The organism is Corynebacterium sp. MSK195, from assembly GCF_030228885.1.
Taxonomy (GTDB): domain Bacteria; phylum Actinomycetota; class Actinomycetes; order Mycobacteriales; family Mycobacteriaceae; genus Corynebacterium.
Genome location: NZ_JASPGT010000011.1, coordinates 1 through 16,457 on the forward strand (window position 1 = coordinate 1; position 16,457 = coordinate 16,457).

At 58.4% G+C, this 16,457-nt stretch carries 17 protein-coding genes; 5 read left to right on the forward strand and 12 right to left on the reverse strand.

What is annotated here, in order from left to right:
* Positions 1-277: 277 nt before the first annotated feature.
* The 3 genes from QP909_RS09870 to QP909_RS09880 are packed head-to-tail and all read right to left on the reverse strand — an operon-like array spanning position 278 to position 2,420.
* Positions 278-1,249 (reverse strand): beta-carotene 15,15'-monooxygenase, encoded by a 972-nt coding sequence (locus tag QP909_RS09870; protein WP_284767110.1) that lies wholly within the window; start codon positions 1,247-1,249, stop codon positions 278-280.
* A complete protein-coding gene (locus tag QP909_RS09875; protein WP_284767111.1) occupies positions 1,246-2,049 on the reverse strand; it encodes an AAA family ATPase in 804 nt (267 codons plus the stop codon). Before QP909_RS09875 ends, QP909_RS09870 begins: the two co-directional genes overlap by 4 nt.
* Positions 2,046-2,420 carry a GntR family transcriptional regulator gene (locus QP909_RS09880; RefSeq protein ID WP_005327000.1) on the reverse strand — a complete coding sequence of 125 codons (375 nt, stop codon included), beginning with the start codon at positions 2,418-2,420 and terminating at the stop codon, positions 2,046-2,048. Before QP909_RS09880 ends, QP909_RS09875 begins: the two co-directional genes overlap by 4 nt.
* 203 nt (positions 2,421-2,623) lie before the next feature.
* Here QP909_RS09880 and QP909_RS09885 point away from each other — a divergent pair, with 203 nt between their 5' ends.
* Positions 2,624-3,721 carry an NYN domain-containing protein gene (locus tag QP909_RS09885; protein WP_284767112.1) on the forward strand — a complete coding sequence of 366 codons (1,098 nt, stop codon included), beginning with the start codon at positions 2,624-2,626 and terminating at the stop codon, positions 3,719-3,721.
* On the opposite strand, the gene QP909_RS09890 is transcribed toward QP909_RS09885, so the two are convergent.
* Together QP909_RS09890 and trxA are read right to left on the reverse strand one after the other, a co-directional pair.
* Complete coding sequence (locus QP909_RS09890) at positions 3,718-4,455, reverse strand: PspA/IM30 family protein (protein ID WP_284767113.1); 738 nt, start codon at positions 4,453-4,455, stop codon at positions 3,718-3,720. The genes QP909_RS09885 and QP909_RS09890 overlap by 4 nt on opposite strands.
* A gap of 83 nt (positions 4,456-4,538) precedes the next feature.
* Positions 4,539-4,907, reverse strand: a complete 369-nt coding sequence (trxA, locus tag QP909_RS09895; protein ID WP_005325956.1) for a thioredoxin — start codon at positions 4,905-4,907, stop codon at positions 4,539-4,541.
* 117 nt (positions 4,908-5,024) lie between these two features.
* Between trxA and QP909_RS09900 the strand changes: the two genes are divergently transcribed.
* The 4 genes from QP909_RS09900 to QP909_RS09915 are packed head-to-tail and all read left to right on the forward strand — an operon-like array spanning position 5,025 to position 9,191.
* Entirely contained in the window at positions 5,025-5,225 is a 201-nt protein-coding gene (locus tag QP909_RS09900) for a heavy-metal-associated domain-containing protein (RefSeq protein ID WP_284767115.1), read from the forward strand.
* A gap of 8 nt (positions 5,226-5,233) precedes the next feature.
* Positions 5,234-7,387 carry a heavy metal translocating P-type ATPase gene (locus QP909_RS09905; RefSeq protein WP_284767116.1) on the forward strand — a complete coding sequence of 718 codons (2,154 nt, stop codon included), beginning with the start codon at positions 5,234-5,236 and terminating at the stop codon, positions 7,385-7,387.
* A gap of 9 nt (positions 7,388-7,396) precedes the next feature.
* On the forward strand, positions 7,397-8,698 hold the full coding sequence (locus tag QP909_RS09910) for an MFS transporter (protein WP_284767117.1): 1,302 nt from the start codon (positions 7,397-7,399) through the stop codon (positions 8,696-8,698).
* A gap of 28 nt (positions 8,699-8,726) precedes the next feature.
* On the forward strand, positions 8,727-9,191 hold the full coding sequence (locus QP909_RS09915) for a VanZ family protein (RefSeq protein WP_225747359.1): 465 nt from the start codon (positions 8,727-8,729) through the stop codon (positions 9,189-9,191).
* A gap of 1 nt (position 9,192) precedes the next feature.
* Here QP909_RS09915 and dnaB read toward each other — a convergent pair whose 3' ends face one another.
* The 7 genes from dnaB to QP909_RS09950 form a co-directional block, all read right to left on the reverse strand.
* Complete coding sequence (dnaB, locus tag QP909_RS09920; protein ID WP_005325950.1) at positions 9,193-10,623, reverse strand: replicative DNA helicase; 1,431 nt, start codon at positions 10,621-10,623, stop codon at positions 9,193-9,195.
* A 470-nt stretch (positions 10,624-11,093) separates the two neighbouring features.
* Positions 11,094-11,546 carry a 50S ribosomal protein L9 gene (rplI, locus tag QP909_RS09925; protein ID WP_005325949.1) on the reverse strand — a complete coding sequence of 151 codons (453 nt, stop codon included), beginning with the start codon at positions 11,544-11,546 and terminating at the stop codon, positions 11,094-11,096.
* A gap of 48 nt (positions 11,547-11,594) precedes the next feature.
* A complete protein-coding gene (locus QP909_RS09930; RefSeq protein WP_005325943.1) occupies positions 11,595-12,140 on the reverse strand; it encodes a single-stranded DNA-binding protein in 546 nt (181 codons plus the stop codon).
* A 49-nt stretch (positions 12,141-12,189) separates the two neighbouring features.
* On the reverse strand, positions 12,190-12,480 hold the full coding sequence (gene rpsF / locus QP909_RS09935; protein ID WP_005326996.1) for a 30S ribosomal protein S6: 291 nt from the start codon (positions 12,478-12,480) through the stop codon (positions 12,190-12,192).
* A 122-nt stretch (positions 12,481-12,602) separates the two neighbouring features.
* Positions 12,603-12,791 carry a hypothetical protein gene (locus QP909_RS09940; protein ID WP_005325940.1) on the reverse strand — a complete coding sequence of 63 codons (189 nt, stop codon included), beginning with the start codon at positions 12,789-12,791 and terminating at the stop codon, positions 12,603-12,605.
* Positions 12,788-14,185: a glycosyltransferase family 87 protein gene (locus tag QP909_RS09945; RefSeq protein WP_284767118.1), complete on the reverse strand. Its 1,398-nt coding sequence runs from the start codon at positions 14,183-14,185 to the stop codon at positions 12,788-12,790. Before QP909_RS09945 ends, QP909_RS09940 begins: the two co-directional genes overlap by 4 nt.
* A gap of 6 nt (positions 14,186-14,191) precedes the next feature.
* Positions 14,192-16,435 carry a transglycosylase domain-containing protein gene (locus tag QP909_RS09950; RefSeq protein ID WP_284767119.1) on the reverse strand — a complete coding sequence of 748 codons (2,244 nt, stop codon included), beginning with the start codon at positions 16,433-16,435 and terminating at the stop codon, positions 14,192-14,194.
* Positions 16,436-16,457: the final 22 nt, after the last annotated feature.

A 16,457-nucleotide genomic window follows, 5' to 3' on the forward strand; every position in this document is an offset into this window, starting at 1 on the left:
CAAACCAATCAACACACAACCATGCACACAAAAAATAAAAAGTACATTGGCACACTATTGAGTTCTCAAACATCATCACCACACAACAACCACATACCTTCGCATGTAGCTCGTTGTGAGCAAAAAATTTATTTCGTCAGGGCCTGTTTTCCTATCGCCGCTTCAGCCAGGAACTTTCTTGTTCCTGTGGGGCGCTGTCGGTCGCGCTGACTCGTATTAAGTTACACAGCCACTCAAACAAACACAAATCCCCAGGCCAATTACTATCTTGAGGGCTTTAAGTTATGCCCAACCAGCCGCTGATTCCGCCACCGTGGACATTTGCTCTGCGAATGTAGCTGGGGAGGGTCAATGCCCATACTGCATAGAAGGCCACCGCCAAGAAGAACTTGGCAATTACGGAGATGGGGGTTTGGGCGTAAATGACGACTATTCCGGCTATGAGGACCGCATACAGGATGAATAGGTGCCAGTTCTTCTTTCCCAGAAATTCCAGAGTGACCAAAACCGGGGCGCAGGTGGCGCTAAGCAATGCGATGGCCGTAACGAGTTCACTGTCATTCGTGAGTGCGGCGCTGATACTGATGGCCGCGAAGACCGGTATCAGCCCGAGCACTGCAGTATGCCGGGCCCAATTTCTACGACTTCCTCCCATAACCGTGTATTCGCGGAGGGATTTTCTTAAGCTGCCTGAAACCGCCGCGAGTAGCAGAAAAGTCAGTACCCAGATGAAGGTGCCGAGGAATTCGAGCACTGAAGCCGCGTCCCTATACTGGTGGAGAACTAAGCCGATCATCTGCGCCAAGCACGCCCCACACCATGCTTTGGCTTGTGGGTGGTATATCGCTTGCCCGGCCAGGGTGCGCGGGAACCAGCCAAATCCGCTTGAGGGTTGGGTGCCGGTGGTGGTGTACCCGGAGCGTTTCGGAGTAGCGCTGCGATACATGACCCATACCGCCGCGACTGCATAGACAGGCAATGCCCACCACAGCTGCACGGTGAGGGCGCCAATAGCTGCCGCTAGTGCGAATAGCGCGACGAGAATGCGACGATGTTCGTTCCAGATTCTCGAACCCAGGCCCACTAGTTGATATTTCTGAAAATCAGGCTTTAGGGAGAGCACGAGCCCCAAGGAAGCGATTACGGGGAGCGCGCTCCACGTTCCCTCTGCCATGACTGGCATGACCAATAATGCGAACAGGAAAAAGGTCCAGAGCCACCAATCTCCTAGGTACCACATTAGTTTCATGACCTCTCCTCCAATGCCAGTACCGCACGCTCCAAAGAGACCTCATTGACACGCAGGCCGTGGGCCTGGGCAATGCGGAAAATGGGATCAGTGGAAGCGGAACGGGCGTCGATAAGCACGCGTTCCCCTAAGGGTGTGGTTTGCCTACTCAGTGCAGGAAGGCCAAGCTCTTCGACCGCTGCGGTGAGGGACTCGGATGGTCCGGTGAGCTCCAGAATTCCCTCGATGAAGTCATCAATGGGGCCTGAAATCGGGCTGTCCCCCATAAGAGCGACGGTGTCGAGAAGACCCGCTACCTCATTGAGGTGATGGGTGGAGATGACGATGGTACGGCCGTGTTCCTCACGAAGGACCTGATAGAAAAGCTCGCGGCGCTGTGTGTCGAGGCCAAGATAGGGCTCATCAAGAAGCATGACTTCACAGCCAGAAGCAACGGCGAAGATGAAGCCCACAGCAGACTTTTGCCCGCGGGAAAGGGCAGAATAGGCCTTGGCCGGCACATCGAAGCGAACCAACAGCTCATTGAAGCGCTCCTCATCCCAGCGCGGCCAACGAGCCTTTCCAATGACGCCCAGCTTTCCGATGCCCCAGGAATCCGGCAGCGGGTTATCAATCCCCATCAAAATGACTCGGTCAAGGACCGATTGCTTGTCAAAGGGCTTGTCCCCGAAGACCGTAATACCGCCAGATTGGATTTGTCCGGCAATCTTGCGCAGGAGCGTGGTTTTGCCAATGCCGTTGGGGCCAACCAAGCCGTGCGTGAGGCCATCAGCAAAAGTGAATTCTCGTGTTTTAATCATGAGTACATTCCTCGGCTTTCTGCAACGCGATCAAATAGGTCGTGGAGTTGGGCGCGGTTATAGCCCAGGCGAACGGCTTCGTCGACAAGCGGTGCCATATATTCCGCCGCGAAATCAGCGCGGCGGCGCTCGCGGATCGTTTTCAGGGCCCCTTCCGCCACAAACATGCCGATGCCGCGGCGCTTATCCAGCACCCCGATATCCACCAGGAGGCTGATGCCCTTGCGGGCAGTGGCCGGGTTGATGTTGTGAAAATCAGCAAGCTCATTAGTAGAAGGGGCCCTGTCCCCTTCGCCCAAGGTGCCATCCACGATGGCGTCCTCCACCAGAGAAGCAATCTGGCGGAAGAGTGGTTGCGTGGAATTGTCCATTGCCCCTCGGTTCGTTGGTTAGTTACTTGTGTAACCAACCATATCGGCAACACCCCACCCCTGCAATACTTCCGAAGAGAAAACTTTTTTGCCGCCACTGCGCTGGGATTTTGCCCAAGGTTATCGACGTTTTGTGACTAATGGGGCACACTGGAAACCACAAAGAATTTTATTTAGAACAATTAGAACGGAACTTAGGAGCCATGCTTGAACGCACACTCGTCTTTGTCGATACCTCTTACTTGCTCGCAAGCTTTTATAACTCGTGGGAAACGGGTGCCCGCGCACAGCTAGAAATCGATCTGCCCGAGGTGGTCAGCACCATGGGCGGGATGATCGAGAACCAACTGGGAACCCCAATCCAGCGCCAATACTGGTATGACGGCATTCCCGATACCGGCCCGCACCGCTACCAGCGCGCCCTGCGCACCTGCGAAGGGGTCCAACTGCGCACCGGTCAGCTCATCGAATGGGGTGAGCGCCGCACCCAAAAGGCCGTTGATACCCGCCTGGTGGCGGACATGGTCATCGCCGCCATGAAGGGACAATTCACCGACTTTGTGCTCGTCAGTGGCGATGCAGACATGATTCCCGGCGCTCAAGCCGCCGTGGATAACGGCATCCGCGTACACCTCTATGGATTCGGCTGGGACTCCATGTCCTCCGCACTGCGCCATGCCTGCGATTCCACCACCATCTTGGACCCTCGCGAGGACTTCGCAGACGCTATGGAATTGCAGGTCCTAGAAGGCCCGCTTCCTCCAGTGGTGCGCGAAAATGCGCATAAAGAGGGCGAGGAAATGCCCGAACCGGATGAATGCGGCGAGCCCTCAGAGGTGGAGGCAGCCTTCGGCGCCACAGAAAAGCCCACCCCGGCCCCAACGCCCAAACCGGCTCCGCCCAAGGCGGATGCGGCAGAGGATTCCCCCGCCGAGGAGGGCTCCCCGGCGGAGAAGCCGGCGCCCAAGCCATCCATGATGGCACCGCGCCGCAAGCTGCGGTCCAAATATGTACCGCTACCGGAAGAAGTATGGAGCTCGGCCGGCTTCCAATCCCCCTTCGATGTGGGTCAGCAATACGCCTCGTGGTGGTTCGATAACGCTGCTAGCACCGAGCAGCGAGATCAGGCACATCTACTTTCAGGCGGCGGGCTTCCCCCGGAGATCGACCGCCCACTGTTGCAGTTTGCCTGCGAGACCCTGCACGAATACACCCTGACCGAAACCCAGCGCGTGAACCTGCGCGATGGATTCCACTCAGGGATTCGTGGGGTTCTGATTAATGTTCGCCGGCAGAATTAATCGCCGGATTCGAGCTCTTTCTTCTTTTTAAGATCCGCCCGGATGGCATCAAGGCGCGCAGTCGCCTTCATGTCATTGCCGGCGGCTTGGATCTCATTAATGCGATCGCCGCCGGTGGCGTGCTGCAATTCTTGCGCGCCAAGGGCATCGGCGTAGCGCTTTTCAATCTTGGCGCGCACAGAATCAAGAGTAGGAACGGAATCGTCCGGGTTGAGCTGATTCATGGAATCAATAGCCTGGGCGTTCTTTTCTTGCATAGCCGCCTGGTCCGCCTGGGCCTCCAGCTGGCTAACTTGCGCTAGTTGTTCCTTCAAGCGCGCCTCAGACTGCTGCTGCTGGCTCTTGGCCTGCGCGGCAGCCTGCTCTGCGGCGGCGTACTGCTGCTTAACGTCTTCCAGCTCCTGCTCCACCGCTACCAGCTGGGAGGCAACCACTTCCGCAGCCTGGTTATACTCGGAGACCTTTTGCGGGTCCTCCGCAGAATCCGCCAGCTCCAATGCACGCTGGGTTTGAGACTGGTAGTCCTGCTGGGACTTCACCAGGCGGTTCATCTGCATCTCCAGCTGGGACTTATGGCCGATGATTTCTGCAGCGTGATCAGAAATCTGCTGGTGCTGCTCCTTGGCGGCCTGGACGGCCTGTTGGATCTGCACCTTCGGATCAGCGTTCTCATCAATCTTCTGATCGAAGGAACTCATCATGTACTTCCAGCCCTTGCTGAAGGGGTTAGCCATTATCTTCTCCTTTGGACATAAAAAGACGCTTTCTAGCGAGTTTAGCGATACTCACCAGAAAGCGCCTAGGAAGCTAGCGGGGATTAACCCTGCGCGTTCTGCTCTTCTACCTGGCGGCGAACCTCCGCCATATCGAGTTCCTTGACCTGCTTTAGCAGGTCTTCCAATGCTGCAGGTGGCAGCGCGCCAGCCTCGCGGAAGACCAAGATGCCATCGCGGAAGATCATCAGCGTAGGAATGGACTGAATCTCCAGCGCAGATGCGAGGCCCTGGTTGGCCTCGGTATCGAGCTTGGCAAAGGTAGCATCCGTGTGCTCTTCGGAGGCCTTTTCAAAAACCGGCGCAAAGCGCTTGCAGGGGCCGCACCAATCGGCCCAGGCGTCTACGAGCGTAATGCCCTCGCCGGTAACGGTTTCTTCAAAGTTTTCTTCGGTGACATCGATAGTAGCCATGGTTGTTCTAACTCCTTTGCGGATTGCTTTATTCCCCAACGTACATGAAATATCCTTGTCATATACCCCTAGGGGGTATAAAATGGTCCCGGAAACCAACCCTAAGAAAGGATCATCATGAGCACCAAGAACTACACCGTAGAGGGCATGACCTGCGGACATTGCGAAATGTCAGTAAAAGAAGAGGTCGGCGAAATTTCTGGCGTTAGCGAGGTCACTGCTGACCACGCCACCGGCGCAGTCACGGTTACTGGCACCGATTTCACCGATGAACAGGTAGCGGCCGCCGTGGCTGAGGCCGGCTACACGCTGAAGTAGGAACCACCATGTCCCACTTGGACCTTGGCGTAACGGGAATGACGTGCACCTCCTGCTCCTCCCGCGTCGAGCGCAAGCTAAACAAGCTCGAGGGAGTAAGCGCCAGCGTTAATTTCGCTACCGAGGCCGCGGCCATCGAGTATGACTCCCAAACGGTAAGCCCACAGGAGCTCATTTCGGTGGTAGAGGGCGCAGGTTACGGCGCCTTCGATATGGCGGGGGCGAAAGCGGAGGAGCCCCAAGCCGAGAAGAGCAGTGACGGGGCGCTGCTGCGCCGCACCATCATCTCTGGTGCCCTATCGCTGCCGCTCATGGTGGTCTCGATGTGGCCGGCACTGCAATTTTCCAATTGGCAGTGGGCCTGCGCCATCATCGCCACCATCGTTTATATCTTTGGTGGCGCGCCTTTCCACACCGCTACGTGGACAAACCTCAAGCACGGTTCTTTCACCATGGACACGCTTATCACCATGGGAACCTCAGCGGCCTACTTTTGGTCGCTGTGGGCTCTGTTTTTCGGCAATGCGGGCGAACCGGGCATGAAGATGCACATGACGTTGGATGCGAACGCGGCGCAGATGGATCACATCTATTTTGAGTCCGTGGGCATGGTCATTACCTTCCTCCTACTCGGCCGGTGGTTCGAGGAACGAGCCAAAGGCCAGTCCTCCGAGGCGCTGCGGGAGCTGCTCTCCCTAGGAGCTAAGGAGGCTTCGGTACTGCGCGAGGGAGGCGAGCAGCGCATTCCCATTGCCCAGTTGCAGGTAGGCGATGTCTTCGTAGTACGCCCGGGCGAAAAGATCGCCACCGATGGCATCGTCGTTGCCGGTAACTCGGCGGTCGACGCCTCTATGATCACCGGCGAGCCCGTGCCCGTCGAGGTCGGCTCCGGCGATACGGTGACCGGCGCAACCATTAATGCCTCCGGCAAACTCGAGGTCCGAGCGACCAAGGTGGGCGAGGATACGGTACTGGCCCAAATGGCCCAGCTGGTCACGGATGCACAAACGTCCAAGGCACCAGTACAGCGCCTCGTGGACCGCATCGCGCAGGTCTTCGTCCCCGCGGTCATTGCCGTGGCAGCGCTGACACTCCTTGCCCATCTCTTCTTCGGCGGGGTGGCCCCGGCCTTTATCGCCGCGGTCTCCGTCCTCATTGTGGCCTGCCCTTGCGCCATGGGCTTGGCGACGCCCACCGCTATCCTCGTCGGCACCGGCCGCGGGGCACAGCTCGGGCTTGTCATTAAGGGCCCGGAAATCCTGGAGTCTACGCGGCAAATCGACACCATTGTGATGGATAAAACCGGCACGGTCACGGCTGGAGAGATGTCCGTTACCGCCGTACACGGCGACGTCCTCGACTTAGCCGCAGCCGTGGAACACAACTCCGAGCATCCCATCGCTCGCGCCATAGCCAAAGAGCGCGACGTTAAGCCGGCTACCGACTTCGCAGTGGTTCCGGGTGGCGTGGAAGGAACTGTGGAGGGGGTCCGGGTGGGCGTCGGCAAGCGCCAAGGCCCGTTGGGCGACCTGGAAGCGCCGTTCCGCGCCGCACAGGACGCTGGTGCCACGCCGGTGGTCGTCACCGTCAACGGACAGCCCGCAGGCGTCATTGAGGTGCGCGATACCATCAAGCCCAGCTCGGCCGCCGCCGTAGCTCAGATGAAAGAGCTGGGGCTTACCCCTTACCTGCTGACCGGTGATAATGCCGGGGCCGCTCAAGCCGTGGCCGCCGAGGTAGGGATCGACCGCATCAGCGCCGAGGTTCTTCCGGAAGACAAGGTAGACCACATCAAGGAGTTGCAGGCCGCGGGGCACACCGTGGCGATGGTGGGCGATGGCATTAACGACGCCGCGGCACTGGCCCAAGCCGACCTTGGCCTCGCCATGGGCGCGGGTACCGACGTCGCAATCGAAGCCTCCGATATCACCCTCATGAATGGCGATCTGCGTTGCGCCGCTGATGCTATTCGGCTCTCGCGCCGCACCCTTGCGATCATTAAGGGCAATCTCTTTTGGGCCTTCGCCTATAACGTCGTACTCATTCCTGTCGCAGCGATTGGCCTGCTTAACCCATTATTTTCCGGCCTCGCGATGGCACTGAGCTCGGTTTTTGTAGTTACCAACTCACTACGACTGAAAGGTTTTTCTGTTCAGCGATAGTATTATCGCATGCTCAGCCGCACCGAACGTCTCGATCGCCTTCCCGTCACCTCTAAGCACAAGCGCCTACTCCTAGGTTCTGGCCTTGGATGGGCGCTTGATGCCATGGATGTCGGGTTAATCTCCTTCATCATGGCCGCCCTTGCCGTTCACTGGGATCTAGGTCCTAGCCAGACCTCCTGGTTGGCCTCGGCAGGATTCCTTGGCATGGCGCTCGGTGCAACCTTTGGCGGATTGCTGGCAGATAAATTTGGCCGCCGCAATGTCTTTTCTCTCACCTTGCTTATCTACGGCTTGGCAACAGGGGCTTCCGCGCTAGCTGGGGGACTTACGGTTCTCATCATCTTCCGATTCATAGTCGGGCTGGGCCTCGGAGCCGAGCTACCAGTTGCCTCCACACTCATATCCGAATTTGCGCCTCGACGGGTCCGCGGAAGGATGGTAGTCATTCTCGAGGCATTCTGGGCATTGGGATGGATCCTTGCGGCCATCATCGGCACTTTCGTAGTGAGCACGGGTGAATCCGGATGGCGCTGGGCCCTGGCCCTTGGCATGCTGCCAGCCGCGTATTCAATCTATGTTCGCCGCGGTCTACCAGAATCTGTGCGCTTTCTTGAATCCAAGGGCCGCCATGATGAGGCCGAAGCTATCGTTGCCAGCTTCGAAGCCGCGGCGGAAGATCGGCCGCTGGACGATGCCCTCCCAGACCCCACGCCTTCCCCCGCAGCATCTATTTGGAGTCAGCAGCTACGAAGGCGGACCGCAGCGTTGTGGACCATTTGGTTCTGTGTAAACCTCTCCTACTATGGTGCCTTCATCTGGATTCCCTCTCTGCTAGTAGCCGACGGTTTCTCCCTAGTGAAGTCCTTTAGTTTTACCCTCATCATCACCCTTGCCCAGCTGCCTGGCTACGCGATGGCAGCTTGGCTTATCGAGCTCTGGGGCAGGCGGGTAACCCTCGCGGTATTCCTGCTTGGCTCGGCAGCAGCGGCCGGCTTATATGGAGCAGCAGCTACGGAAGCGTTGATCATCCTGGCTGGTTGTCTGCTCTCCTTCTTCAACCTCGGCGCTTGGGGAGCCCTCTATGCCATCGGCCCAGAGCTATATCCCACTTCATTGCGAGGACGTGGTACCGGAGCGGCGGCAGGCTTCGGTAGGCTAGCCTCTATTGTGGCGCCACTCATCGTTCCACCACTGCTTGCTGCGGGTGGGACTGCCTGGCTATTCGTCGTATTCGCCTCAGCGTTTGCCATTGCAGCTGCCGCCGCCTTTAGCCTGCCCGAGCAGAAAGGAATAGCGCTTGCTCAATAGGCTCTCCCTCGCCGCGTGGACGGCCGTTATGGTCGCATTGACCACGCTCAAGCCTTTCTACCAGATTGGCTACTTATGGAAACCGGAAAATCAGCGCGCCCGGGATTTGCGCTGGGTTCCTTTCGATGAATTTTCCGGCGGCAGCTGGTTTGGCCCGCTATTTGAGTACGCGGGCAATACCGCATTCTTCATCCCTTTTGGCATGCTGGTATTCGGCCTCTGCCGCTCTGTTAAGAAGACAGTTGCGTGGGGATTTGGCCTCAGCCTCGTACTAGAGGTCTGCCAATATGCTTTCGCCCTGGGGCGCACGGATATCGATGATCTTCTCTTCAATACCCTGGGCGCTCTCGTTGGCGCGGCATTCGCCCGCCTCTGCGGCGAACGCCTTTTCCCCGTATGGCGGTGGCTGGCGCTTGCCGCAGCTGCGGTTTTCTTGGTATTGGTCATCCTTGGCCCACGGTTGGGAGACCCCAACGCGGTGGTAGACCTGTAATTTAGCCGTGCGCCATATTGACGAACTTGGAGTAGTGCAGCTGGTGCGCCACCTGCACGGTATCGATCGGGCCACCACGGTGCTTGGCTAGGATAATATCCGCCTCGCCAGCGCGCTCATTATCGCGGTCCTGGGAGTCGGGGCGGTAGAGCAGCATGACCATATCGGCGTCCTGCTCCAGCGAACCGGACTCACGAAGGTCCGCAAGCTGCGGCTTTTTATCCGTACGCGCCTCGGGTCCACGGTTCAGCTGCGAGATCGCGATAAGAGGAACCTCCAGCTCCTTGGCCAAGAGCTTCAGCTGACGGGAGAACTCGGAGACCTCTTGCTGGCGGGACTCGACCTTTTTACCCGAGGACATCAGCTGCAGATAGTCCAAGACGATGAGATCAAGACCGTGCTGCTGTTTGAGGCGGCGGGCTTTGGACCGAATTTCCATCATCGTGAGGTTCGGTGAGTCATCAATGAAGAGTGGGGCGTCTTGCACTCGGTTGAGGGTCTCATCGATCTTTGCCCAGTCCTCGGTGGAAACTCGGCCACCACGCATATCGGCCAGCTTGACCTCTGACTCCGCCGAAAGCAGGCGCATGACGATTTCAGAAGCTGACATCTCGAGGGAGAAAATCACAGAAGACTTACCGTGCTGCAAAGAGCAGGAACGCATAAAGTCCATGGCTAGCGTCGATTTACCCACACCAGGGCGAGCAGCAACGATGACCATCTGACCCGCGTGAAGGCCATTAGTTAACTTATCGAGGTCGATGAAGCCAGTAGGCACGCCTAGCTCCACGCCGCCGGCTTGCTGCAGGGCAGCGAGCTCATCAATGGTGGGGTCAATAAGGTCCCCCAGGACTCGGTAATCTTCTGCTGTCTTGCGCTGGGCGACGGCGAAAACTTCCTGCTGCGCACGGTCCAGCACGGACTCGATTTCTGCATCTTCGGTGCCGGAAAATCCCAGCTGCACTACGCGCGTGCCGGCATCAACAAGCTTGCGCAACACGGCCTTTTCCGCGACGATTTCGGCGTAGTAGCGAGCGTTTGCAGCCGTGGGCACTGTAGCGAGCAGCGTATGGAGATAGGGGGCGCCGCCAACGCGCTCGAGGTTATTAAAGCGGTCGAGCTGGGAGGCCAAAATGACGGCGTCGACGTCCTTGCCCTCAGAATATAGATCCAGCATGGCGCGGTAAATCAACGTATGCGCCGGATAGTAGAAATCCTCCGGCTCCAGCTCCTCAATGACTTCCATCACCGTATGGGGACTGAGCAACATGGCACCCAGAACACCCTGCTCCGCTTCGCGGTCCGCGGGGGGTTGGCGGAATTCGCCATAGCGCTTTGGCTCTTCCTGCTGATAGCGGCGGCGTGGGGCCGGCTCCTCCTCCGGCGGCGGCTCCGGCGGCAGGTGTTCATCATCAAAGCTGGCGTTGGTCATGACTTCTCCCCCTTGTGGCTATTTGAGCATCCGAGCGTATCGGAATCTCAGTGTAGTCTAGTGCCCGGACACCACCCCCTGGGCATAACTTCCACAGTTATCCACAGGGTGCTGTGAAAATCGCAGGTCGCGAGAGCCTGTGCCCATATTTGCCCTGCATAAGCCTGTGGATAACTCCAAAAGCCCATGACCTGCACAAATCAAACTCCCAGCTCAGAGCATGTTTTTCTCGATGTGAAAATACGCACACCCTTCGTGGATAAGCGGCCTGACCTGCGGGTTAATAAAGAGGCCTCCGCGTAAACATAGAGTTAAATCGCCAAAGTGTTATCCACAGAATTCCACAGTTATCCACAGGCCGGTTAAAACGCGCTAAAGGCCCCAAGTTCCTGCCACCTCACATAGCAGGAACTTGAGGCCTAAAGCGTTGCTGTTGTCTTTGGGTCTTATTTGGACCGTCGTGCGCCTAGTTAGGCAGCAACGACCGAGAAGTTCACCTTGCCGATAACATCAGCGTGCAGCTTCAGCTCGACCTGGTAGTTGCCGGTCTTCTTGACCAGGCCCTTAGGAAGCACAACGATGCGCTTATCCAGCTTAGGGCCACCAGCCTTGGAGACGGCGTTGACAATGTCTTCTGCTTGAACGGAACCGAAGAGCTTACCGGATTCGGAGGTCTTAACCTCTACCTTGACATCCGTCAGCTGCTCGAGCTGGTTGCGGACCTCACGTGCGTGATCCAGGTCGCGAATCTCGCGAGCTTCCTGGGCGCGCTTGATGCCCTCAATCTGCTTCTCTGCGCCGCGGGTAGCCACGATGGCCAGGCCGCGAGGAAGCAGGTAGTTACGTCCGTAGCCGTCCTTAACCTCAACAATTTCGCCAGCGGCGCCGAGGTTCTCAACGGCAGCGGTGAGGATCAGCTTCATGATCCCTGCCTTTCAATTGAGTTAGTTGAATAGTTGCGGGTGACAGACTTAGAACGGAGGTTCAGAATCAGCGCCTCCGAAACCACCTGCAGGTGGTGCGGAGTTCCACGGATCCTCAGAAGGAGCCTGGTTCTGCTGCGGCTGCTGTTGCTGGCCGCCTCCAAAACCGCCCTGATTATTGTTATTCGAGCGCTGCTGGCCGCCGCCAAAGTTATTGCCGCCCTCACGCGGATTGCGGTTTACCTGAGCGGTGGCGTAGCGCAGAGACGGACCGACTTCGTCGACGTCAATCTCGAATACGGTGCGGTTATCGCCCTCACGGGTCTGGAAGGAACGCTGCTTCAAGCGGCCGGTAACGATGACGCGCATGCCCTTGGACATGGTCTCGGCAACGTTTTCCGCTGCCTGACGCCATACGTTGCAGGTCAGGAACATAGCTTCGCCGTCTTCCCACTGGTTCGTCTGCGAGTTATAGCGACGAGGGGTGGAGGCGACGCGGAAGTTAGCTACTGCCGCACCCGCCGGGGTGAAGCGCAGCTCGGGGTCAGCAACGATGTTGCCTACCACCGTGATATTGGTATCTCCCTGTGCCATGTCTTTACTCCTTATCGGTTACGTGGATTGTGCTTGATCCCAGTATCCGTTACTTGCTGTCGGTGCGCAGAACCTTGGTACGCAGGATGGTGTCGTTCAGGTTCAGACGGCGGTCGAGCTCGGCAACCGAAGTGTGCTCGCACTCCAGGTTGACGACGGCATAAATGCCCTCTTCCTTCTTGTTGATGGGGTATGCAAGACGACGCTTGCCCCATACATCAAGGTTCTCAACCTTGCCGCCTTCCTGGCGGACGATTTCGAGGAACTTATCCAGGGACGGGGTTACGGTGCGCTCATCCTGATTAGGATCCAGAATGATCATGACTTCGTAGTGACGCACGGACCTCATCACCTCCTATGGTCTAGTAGTTTTCGGCTGCATCACCTTTGCGGATGCAGCAGGAGGGTACGTTGCGTCAAGCAACCCCACTACAGTACCGCAAATGACCGGCGAAAAGAAATCTAACCAGTGGTCGTTGCGGCGAAAAACACAGCTGCCGTCGCCGGAATGATGGTGAGGAAAAGAATGGCCAAAAGCCCCAGCACGATGGGCCCGCGGCGATCCTCACGATTGTGGAAGAGCCAAAAGGCTCCCATCACGCAGAGGAATCCCAAGAAGATGGATGCCATTCCGATATAGGTAACGATCATGCGAATGCTCCTGCCAAAGGATCGCGGCCGGCGTGCGCATCGCGCACCTTATCCGGGGTCTTTCCGCACATCTGGCGAATAACGAGGACAGCCATGGCGATAATGAGGGCGTCGCGGGAGACAATCGCAACGTCAAGCAGCTCGTGCGGAATGCCCTTATTGTCTGTGCCCAGCATGTGCCACATGAGTAGGGGCCACACGAGGGCGTCGACAAGCGCCCAGCTAAAGACCAAGCGCCAGCGTGGCAGGGCTAGGGCCGCGGGCACTACCAGCCACAGCGAATACTGGGGTGACCATACCTTGTTGAACAGTAAGAAGGCTGCCACGATGAGGTAAACCAGCTCGGCCATGCGCGGCGTCCGCGCGCTGCGCAGGCCCAGCACCGCAATCGCCGCACAGAGAGCCAAAAACGCCACCAGGCTGAAGGTATTGAGGAACTCAGGGCTAAAGCTAATCACAGTATTGCGGCTAAGCACCGAGTAAATGGTGGTCCACTCCGCACCGCGCTCTTGGTTGAGGCGGAAGAATTCGCGCCATGCCTCCGGGTACTTCAGGGCCACCGGAGCGTTGACCACGATCCAGGTCACGGCCGCGGCGAGCAAGGCGTAGAAAAATTGCGGCCAGCGACGATTGCGCACCGCCAAGACCAGGAATGCCCCCAAGAGAAAGAGCGGCCACAGCTTAAATGAGGTGCCAAGGCCGATGAGGACGCCCGCTACGGCAGGGCGCTTGCGCGCTGCGGCCAGGAGCGCACCTACGGCAAAGGCGATGGAGGGAATATCCCAGTTGCTGAAGGCGTGGATGATGACAAGGGGGCTGGCGGCGACGAGGATGGTGTCCCAAGTGCGGTTGCCCACCAGCAGGTAGACCATGTAGAGCACGCCTACCCAGATGCACGCCATGACCAAGGCGGTCAGGCCGAAGTACCATCCGGCCTCCGGGATGCCGGCCCACTCAACCAGAGAGTACGTATTGCGGGCAATCCAGCCCATCAACCCCTGAAAAAGGCCCGCGAGAACTGGGTACTCCATATAGCGGGTCAGGTCACCTTCTTGCCAAGAATAGGCATAGGGGAAGCCGCCTTCATCGAGGCCACGGCCGCCGTAAAGCGGGATGATGTCGTTATAGCAAAAAGAGGTGTACTGGCGGTTGCCCGCCCAATTTAGGTTAATGACCCCGTCATCACCGCGGGTGCCGCCGGCGCAATTAGCCTTCGAGAGGAATCCGCACGCCAGGAAAACCCAGCCGACGGCGATAATGGCGCGCAGTGGGGTCCACCACTGGGTGCGGCGTACACCGGCAAAACGGCCCCTTGGCCCGCCGAGGAATTCAATTACCCCACGGGCCAAGGGTTCTGAGGAGGCGGGAATGCGCTGGTGCGGATTCGCTGTCACTGCCGCCTACCCTAGGAGGTCTGCCAAGTCGCTATCGGGGCCGATGAGGTCATCCAAAGACGGCGCCTCTGGCTGGGCCGGTGCTTGGTTGTTGTTGCCACTATTGCCACCATTGCCGTTATTACCGCGCTGCGGATTCGGGGCCGGCTTCGGGCTCTCCGGCTTCTTCTCCGGCTGAGCCGGCTTGGTCTCTTCTTCAGGAGCCGCTTCCTCGGCCGGAGCCTCGTAGTTCTGCGTATCGCCGGCGCCGCTATCCCAGCTCGGGTCATAAGCTGGGGCGGCCGTTCCGGCGCCCACATTGCCGAATCCTATCGGATAAGCAGCCGGGAAGTTTTGGAACTCGGAGTTAGCCAGGGAGTTATCCAGCACGGCCTTCCAAATCTTGGTCGGCGCACCTGCGCCGTACATGATGCCGCCGTACTGATCAAAGATGGCGGAGGTATTATCCGCGGTACCTACCCAGACGGCAGTAGCCAGCTGCGGGGTGGCACCGACCATCCAGGCATCCTTGTTATTGCCGGTATCGCCCATCTGGGTGGTACCGGTCTTGGCGGCCGAGGTACGGCCTCCAGCAAGTGCGCCGTTGGACCATCCGGCTACCGGTTCCATGGCTTCGATGACGTTATTGGCCACGTTGGACGAAACGCGGCGCTCGCCCTCGTCCTCGGGGTGCTCGTACAGCACTTCGCCGGCAGCGTTTTCTACGCGCTGCACAAAGTGCGGGTTATGCCATACGCCCTGGTTTGCCAGGGTGGACATAGCAGTAGCCATATCGAGTGGGCGGGACTGGTACTGACCTAAGACGATGCCCTCAAACGGTTGCTTGCCCTTTTCCGTTAGCGTCTTATCAATGCCCGGAAGGGACTTAGCCACGCCAAGGGCGTGCGCCATGTCCGCGGTATCCTGCGTGCCGTGCTTGAGATCCGCCTGCAGGCGGAGGAAAGAAGTATTCAGGGACTGCTTGGTAGCCTCGCGCAGGCTGCACACGCCGCAACCGCTGCCTACGTTGTTAACAACGTCGGAGCCCGGCAACTGGTACGGAGCGGAAGAGTAATTGGTATCCAGGCCGATGCCCTGCTGGAGCGCGGCTGCAAGGGCCATGATCTTGAAGGTAGAACCGGTTTGCAGCGGGGAGTTGGCGTAGTCCCAACCATTGGAATCGTGACCGCCAAAGTATCCGCGGACCGCACCGGTCTTCGGGTCGATGGTCACGGACGCCGCACGAGCATCTTCCTGCAGCGGGGCCATCTGATCATCGACTGCCTGGATGGTGTTGTTCTGCACATTCATATCGATGGTGGTGGTGATGCGCAGACCGCCGGTAGACACCTCGTTCTCGGTGATGCCTACCTCTTCCAGTTCGCGGATGACCTGATCCTTGATGTGGCCATTAGCGCCTGGGGCTTCGGTGTAGGCGGAGTACTCAGCTGGGTCGCGGGTCTCTGGGAAGACCATGCCATCGCGCTGTTCCTGGGTAAGGTCACCCATACCCACCAGGCCGTCAAGAACGTAGTTCCAGCGGTCCTCGGAGCCCTCCTGGTTCACGCGCGGGTCAAGGCCGGAAGGGGACTGAATGAGGCCGGCGAGCATGGCGCCTTCCTCCGGAGTGAGGTCCTTGGCGTCCTTATCAAAGTAGGCGTTGGATGCCGCCTGGATGCCGTAGGCATTGCGGCCGAAATACACGGTGTTGAGGTAGGCGTTGAGAATATCCTCCTTATCCCACTCATTGGTCATCTTCACCGAGTAGATGAGCTCGCGAATCTTGCGCACGTAGGAGTATTCGTTGCCCACCAGCGTGTTCTTCACGTACTGCTGGGTAATGGTGGAACCGCCGCCAGCATCTTCGTTGCCGGTTACCTTACCCACCACGGCGCGGCCGAGGCCGGTGAAGGAGAAGCCGGAGTTATCCCAAAAGTCACGGTCCTCCGCGGCCAGCACGGAGTCCTGCACGTATTCCGGGATTTCATCCAGCTTCACGTGGGTGCGGTTGCCTTCCGGCGGCACCAGGCGGGCGAGCTGGGTCTGATTATCACCCGCGTAGATGGTAGAGACCTGGTTATTGGCCAGGTCCTTGGGCTCCGGAACGGAGTATTGCGAGTATGCGTAGGCAAAAAGTCCTGCGGGCAGTGCTACAAAGACCAGTAGGAACGCCAAAACGACCCACGGCCAGATGCGGCGCTTCTTTGTCGCCTGCTTTTTGCTGGGGCGAGCCACCTTAGTGGACTTGCCGGTAGATTCCTTCTCGGTCACTGATTCGTGTCCTCATTCATCC